Origin of the sequence: Mycobacterium sp. 1245852.3, assembly GCF_001669335.1 — a bacterium.
In the GTDB taxonomy this organism is placed as follows: Bacteria; Actinomycetota; Actinomycetes; order Mycobacteriales; family Mycobacteriaceae; genus Mycobacterium; species Mycobacterium europaeum_A.
Window position 1 is genome coordinate 1 of record NZ_LZLL01000095.1, and the last position, 5,572, is coordinate 5,572.

General features: G+C 68.4%; 6 protein-coding genes and 1 pseudogene. 2 read left to right on the plus strand and 5 right to left on the minus strand.

What is annotated here, in order from left to right; translation table 11 throughout:
• Positions 1–1,041: LLM class flavin-dependent oxidoreductase (locus A9W96_RS04090; protein ID WP_067138041.1), on the plus strand; the 1,041-nt coding region annotated here is incomplete at its 5' end.
• Positions 1,038–1,979, plus strand: a complete 942-nt coding sequence (locus A9W96_RS04095; protein ID WP_067138043.1) for an LLM class flavin-dependent oxidoreductase — start codon at positions 1,038–1,040, stop codon at positions 1,977–1,979. The genes A9W96_RS04090 and A9W96_RS04095, both read left to right, overlap by 4 nt.
• Here A9W96_RS04095 and A9W96_RS04100 read toward each other — a convergent pair.
• From A9W96_RS04100 to A9W96_RS04120, 5 genes and pseudogenes are all read right to left on the minus strand, one after another.
• Positions 1,926–2,695: pseudogene (locus tag A9W96_RS04100) on the minus strand (SDR family NAD(P)-dependent oxidoreductase). The gene A9W96_RS04095 and the pseudogene A9W96_RS04100 sit on opposite strands and share 54 nt — an antisense overlap.
• The gene (locus A9W96_RS04105; protein WP_066876865.1) at positions 2,692–3,378 is read right to left on the minus strand and encodes a GntR family transcriptional regulator; all 687 of its coding nucleotides are present in this window, start codon (positions 3,376–3,378) and stop codon (positions 2,692–2,694) included. The pseudogene A9W96_RS04100 and the gene A9W96_RS04105 overlap by 4 nt, the downstream one beginning before the upstream one ends.
• A gap of 10 nt (positions 3,379–3,388) precedes the next feature.
• Entirely contained in the window at positions 3,389–4,030 is a 642-nt protein-coding gene (locus tag A9W96_RS04110) for a carboxymuconolactone decarboxylase family protein (protein WP_066863180.1), read from the minus strand.
• Between the two features lie 126 nt (positions 4,031–4,156).
• Positions 4,157–4,834: a TetR/AcrR family transcriptional regulator gene (locus A9W96_RS04115; protein ID WP_231997928.1), complete on the minus strand. Its 678-nt coding sequence runs from the start codon at positions 4,832–4,834 to the stop codon at positions 4,157–4,159.
• A 106-nt stretch (positions 4,835–4,940) separates the two neighbouring features.
• On the minus strand, positions 4,941–5,572 hold a 632-nt coding region (locus A9W96_RS04120; protein ID WP_156765106.1), incomplete at its 5' end, for an enoyl-CoA hydratase-related protein.

Genomic DNA, 5,572 nt, shown 5'->3' on the forward strand with positions numbered 1-5,572 from the left:
GCGCCTGACCTGATGATTGCGACGGCCGCGGCCCGCACCAAGCGCATCCGGCTGGGCACCGGGGTGGCCTCGTTGCCGTATCACCACCCGTTCATGTTCGCCGACCGCATGGTGCAACTCGACCACCTGACCCGCGGGCGCCTGATCGTCGGCGTCGGACCGGGCGCGCTGCCCGGCGACGCCTACATGATGGGCATCGAGACCACCCGTCAGCGCGACATGATGCTCGAATCCCTAGACGCGGTGCTCGAACTGTGGCGCGACGAAGCCCCGGTCAACCGGGAGACCGACTGGTTCACGCTGCGTGACGCCCGGTTGCAGTTGCGCCCGTACAGCAAGCCCAACATCGAAGTCAGCGTGGCGGTGACGGCGTCGCCGTCGGGCCCGGTGGCCGCCGGCAAGTTCGGCATCGGACTGCTCTCGATCGCGGCCACCCAGAAGAAGGCCTTCGATGCGCTGGCCCGCAACTGGCGCACCGCAACCGAAACCGCCGCCGCGCACGGAACCACGGTGAGCCGGCAGGGCTGGCGGATGTGCGGGCCGATGCACATCGCCGAATCCGTGGGACAGGCCCGCAAGGATGTCGAGGTAGGTCTGGCGCAGTGGGTGGACTACTTCCAAAACGTCGGGGCCATACCAATTTTGGGCGATTTCGACCCCGGCGAAGACATCGTGTCTGCCGTCAATGAGACCGGCGTGGGAGTGATCGGCACTCCCGACATGGCGATCGAGCAGCTGCGCCGGCTGCAGCGGCAATCCGGCGGCTTCGGCACCTATCTGTTGATGGCCCACGAGTGGGCCAACCGCGAGGCCACGCTGCGCTCCTACGAGATGATCAGCCGCTACGTCATGCCGGTGTTTCAGGATTGCCTCGAGCCGCTGGAACGCAGCCGCGACTGGACGATCTTTCACCGGGAGACGTTGATGGGCAACATCACCAACGCGATCGTCGGTGCCACCCAGCAATTCCTGCAGGAGCGCGACGCCCGTCGCCGCGCCGAGGACGAAGCCCACACCGAAACCCTGCCCGCGGGCCGGTGACCGACTTCGGGGCGCTGCTGTTTCCCAACGTCTCCTGGGCCACGCTGGTGGACCGCTGCGAACGGGCCGAGGAGATGGGCTTTCGCAGCCTCTGGATCGACGATCACGGCGCCAATCCGCAAGCACCCAGGTCGAATTGGTTCGAAGCGTTCACCACGCTGGCCGGTCTGGCCAACTGCACCCGCCGGATCCTGCTCGGGCCGCTGGTGTCCAACGTCGTTCTGCGGCACCCGGTGATGCTGGCGCGCCAGGCCCTCACCGTCGAGAACATGTCGGGTGGGCGGCTGCAATTGGGTCTCGGCGCCGGCTATGCCCCCACCGACCACGAAATGGTCGGCAGCGCGGCCTGGCCGCGCGTGGAACGCGCGGAGAGATTCGCCGAAGCGGTCGAACTGATCGATGCGCTGCTGCGCGCCGAACCGGTCGACTTTTCCGGCGCCCACTACCGGGTGAGTGATTTCCGGTTGCGACCGCCGCCGCTGCAACGGCCCCGGCCCCCGATTTGTGTTGCCGCGCACGCCCGTTCGAGCCTGCAGCTGGTGGCCCGGTTCGGCGATATCTGGAGCTCGTTCGGCGGATGGGGGCTGTCGTCGCCGCGGCTGCTGGAGCTCACCGCACGGCGATCGGCCACCCTCGACGAGTTCTGCACCGAATCCGGCCGCGACCCCGCGACCATCCGTCGCCAGATTCTGGCCGGCAGCCCGGCCACCACGCCCGACCCCATCTGGTCGTCGGTGCAGGCGTTCGACGAATGGGTGGCCGGGTGGCAGCAGGTGGGCATCGACGAGATCGTGCTGTACTTCCCGCCAGACCTGCTTTGCGAGCCGGAACTGATCGACCCCGCCGTCACCGAACACCTGCGCGGCCTGCTGTTCGCTCGCCGGTCAGGTGATCAGGGCGCCACCGTCAACGGGCAGCACGGCACCACTGACGAATGAGGCCGCCGGACTGGCGAGGAACAGCACCGCGGCGGCGACCTCGTCGGGTTCACCCAACCGCGCCGCCGGTACCCGGGTGGCGACGAAGTCGTCGTTGAACCCGTCGGGGGTGAGTTCGGTCAGGCCGGTCGACAAGAATCCCGGCACCACCGCATTGACCCGAATGCCCTTGCGGCCGGTCCACTGTCGGGCCAGGTCGCGGGTGAGTCCCAGCAGCCCCGCCTTGCTCGACACGTAGCCGGCCTGCGGCAGCGAAGTCGTGGTCAGCCCCAGGATGCTGCTGATCATCACCACGGCCGAACCGGGCCGCATCGATCGCCCGCACGCCTGACTCATCCAGTAGGCGCCCATCAGGTTGACCTCGACGGTGCGCCGGAACTGCGCCGGGTCCTCGCGCGTCGCCGGTGCGGCCGTGCCCACACCGGCGTTGTTGACCAGCACGTCCACGCCGCGAACCGATCGATGATCAGATCCGTTGCCACCGTGCACGATTCGTGATCGCTCACGTCCACCCGGAAGGCGGCGGCGTCGATGCCGTCATCGCGCAGCTCGGCGCAGCGCGCTTCGAGCTCATCGAGGCGCCGGCTTGCCAACGCGATTCGCCCGCCCGCCGCCCCGAGCGCTCGCGCGATCGCCAGCCCCAATTCGGACGTCGCCCCGGTCACGACGGCGACGCGGCCGTCCAGCCGAAACCGGTCACCGAGGCCGACGGTCACGAAGCGTGCGTTTCCGTCTCGCGACCCCGCTGCGACCGCAACGACAGCAGGGAATCGCGGCCCTGCAGGATGTGCTCGGCCATCAGCGCACCGGCGCGCAGCGGTTCCCCGGCCGCTATCGCGTCGCGCACCATGCGGTGGAACAGATTCGACCGCTCCCGTTCCTCCCGCGTCTGATGCCGAAACACCTGATACACCAGGGGGATATCGACGGCGTGCTCCAGCAGAGCGGATAGCCGCCGATGCTGGGCGCCCACCACGATGGCCTGATGAAAGGCGCTGTTGGCGGCGGTGATCCGGCGCAGCCCGGCGTCGGCCGAACCCTTCGATACCAGCTCGATGCCGTGGTCGAACTCGACGATCGCGGCGTCCAGTGCCGCGATGCCATCGTCGCGCATCCGGGTCGCGGCGCGTTCGGCGGCCAGCGACTCCAGGCGGGCGCGCAGTTCGTACTGGTCGCGGATGTCGGTCTCGGACATGGTGGCCACGATGGCGCCGCGGTTGCGCTCGATGGTGACCAGGCCGTCGGCGGCCAAGGCCCGCAACGCTTCTCGCACCGGGGTGCGGGACAGGTCGAACATCTCGCCGATGCGTTGTTCGACCAGGCGCGAGCCCGGCTCGAACTCGCCCTCGGCGATGGCACGCCTGATCAGCCGGTACGCCAGCTGCGAGCGGCCGTCCATCTCGCTCACCTCAGTCACCCCCGGACGTCGCTGCGCCGATGTCGAGCACACCGCCGCCTTCCGGGTCGACGACCTCGACGGTCGGGTCGTCGACATCGTCGAATTCCAGCCGCAATGCCCGGGACATGATCGCGTGCATCACGTACATGGTGGTGGTGTAGGTGAATTCGAGGATCTCGGTGTCGCTGAAAACTTCCCGCAGCTGGGTCATCAGCCGCTCGGGCACCCGGCCGTGCTGTCCCGCAAGGCAATCCGTGTAGGCCAGCAGCAGCCGCTCGGCCGGGTCAAAACAGTCCGCCGTCTGCCAGGACGGGATCGCGTCGATCTTCTCCTCGGACAACCCCGCCGACCGGCACGCCTTGCAGTGTTGGGAGAAGACGAACTGGCTGCCGACCACCCAGCCCGCCCGGATCTGGCCCAGCTCGCGGTGATCGGCGCGGATGGACACCTCTTCGCGGTAGAGGCGAAAGCCGCGCACGGCGTGGCGCAGCGCGGCGGGGGACTGCGCCATCACCGTCCACCAGTTGCCCGGAGTGCCGCCCACCGTGCCGGGCTCGGCCACCGGGTCACGGTCGCCGAACATGAAGTCATACATCTTCAACGTGAATTCGTCGGTGACTTCATCGCGCGGAATCGGCTTCAGACGCGGCATCGCGTCTCCTCTCGGCTGACGGCACGGACCAAGCATTACTGCAGATTGCATTCAATCCTAGGCTCAAGCGCCGCGTCAACGCAGTTCGTCGCCGCACAGAGGGTGCGATTGCGTACAGTCTGGGGATCAGGGCCGCAGGCTGGACAGCACCATGGCCGCAAAGGCGTCGCCGATCTCGGTCAGCGAGTTGCGCCCGCCGGGGACATACCAACGGTGGATCCAGTTGTGCATGCCCAGGATGCCGAGCATGGCCAGCCGAGGATCCAGATCCGAGCGGAACACGCCCCCGGCCACACCCTCTTCGATGATCGCCAGCAGCGTCTTGCCGTAGGCGTCGGCGTTGGCGACGATGCCCTGTGCCTCCGGAATCGTTGCGATGTGCTGACTCTCGCCGAACAGCAGGAAGAGCTCGGGATAGGTGGCCAGGTCGCTGATGTAGGAGTCCAGCGCGCGACGCAGCTTCTGCTCGGGTGGCGCATCCGATTCGAGCGCGTCGCGGCAGTGCCGGGTCATCTCGTAGGCCGGCTGCTCGATGAGCGCGACCAGCAATTCCTCTTTGGTGCCCACGTAGTAGTACAGCGAGGCGCGGTTGATGCCCACCTCGACCGCGACGTCCTCCAGCCGGGCGCGGGCGAACCCCTCTCGGCGAAACACCTCCGCGGCGCCCTTGAGGATGGTCTGCCAGCGCTCGTTGGACGCGCGGCGGTCAGCCGTGCGCCGCTCGTGGCGGCGCCGCGCGTTGTCGCTCTGCTGGCGTGCGGCGGGAATCGTCGGCCTCCTGGTGTGCGGGTGTCGCGTTGTCAAAATACGCCATCCGGGGGACTGACCTGAGGATTAACGCGCTTGTCAACGTGAACGTTCACGTTGACAATTCTCAGGGAGGGTCCTAGCGTCCCTATTGATGCAAGCCTCACGCGCGGCCCAACTTCGCCATCGCGGCGCGGAAGTCGTCATGCTCCATGGCGGCCGCCTCGAGCGCGAGGGAGAACGGCAGGACCGCGCCCGAGGCCATCGCGAGGAGCCGATTCACCGCGGCCTTGGTGCCCTGCACCGCCTGGGGGGCCAGCGTGGCGAGTCGTTGCGCCATCGTCAGCGCCGACGGCACCACGTCGGCCGGCGGGACGACGCGGGTGACCAGCCCGAGGCGTTCGGCCTCCGCCGCGGTGAGGACCTCGCCGGTCATCAGCAAGTATTTGGCACGGTTGAGCCCGACCAGCAGCGGCCAGATCACCGCGGCCCCGTTGCCCGCCGGCAGCGCGGCGTGCACATGCAGGTCGCCGAGTTTCGCCCGCTCCGAGACGTAGGAGACGTCGGCCAGGGTGGCCAGCACCGCGCCCAGCCCGATGGCGTGGCCGTTGACGGCGGCGACGAGCGGCTTGGTCAGCCCGATGATGTCGTCGACGATGTGGCGCGCCTCCTCGATCGGGGTCCGTCCCGAACTGGACGCGTACTGCCGATCGCTGGACTCGTCGCCGCCGGCGGAGAAGGTCCGGCCCGCCCCGGTCAGCACGACGGCACGCACCCGGACGTCGTCTTGGGCCG

Bases quoted from the DNA above. Each gene is read 5' to 3' on its own strand.
- A9W96_RS04105 (WP_066876865.1), bottom strand. From the start codon at position 3,378: ATGGACGGCCGCTCGCAGCTGGCGTACCGGCTGATCAGGCGTGCCATC.
- A9W96_RS04110 (WP_066863180.1), bottom strand. From the start codon at position 4,030: ATGCCGCGTCTGAAGCCGATTCCGCGCGATGAAGTCACCGACGAATTC.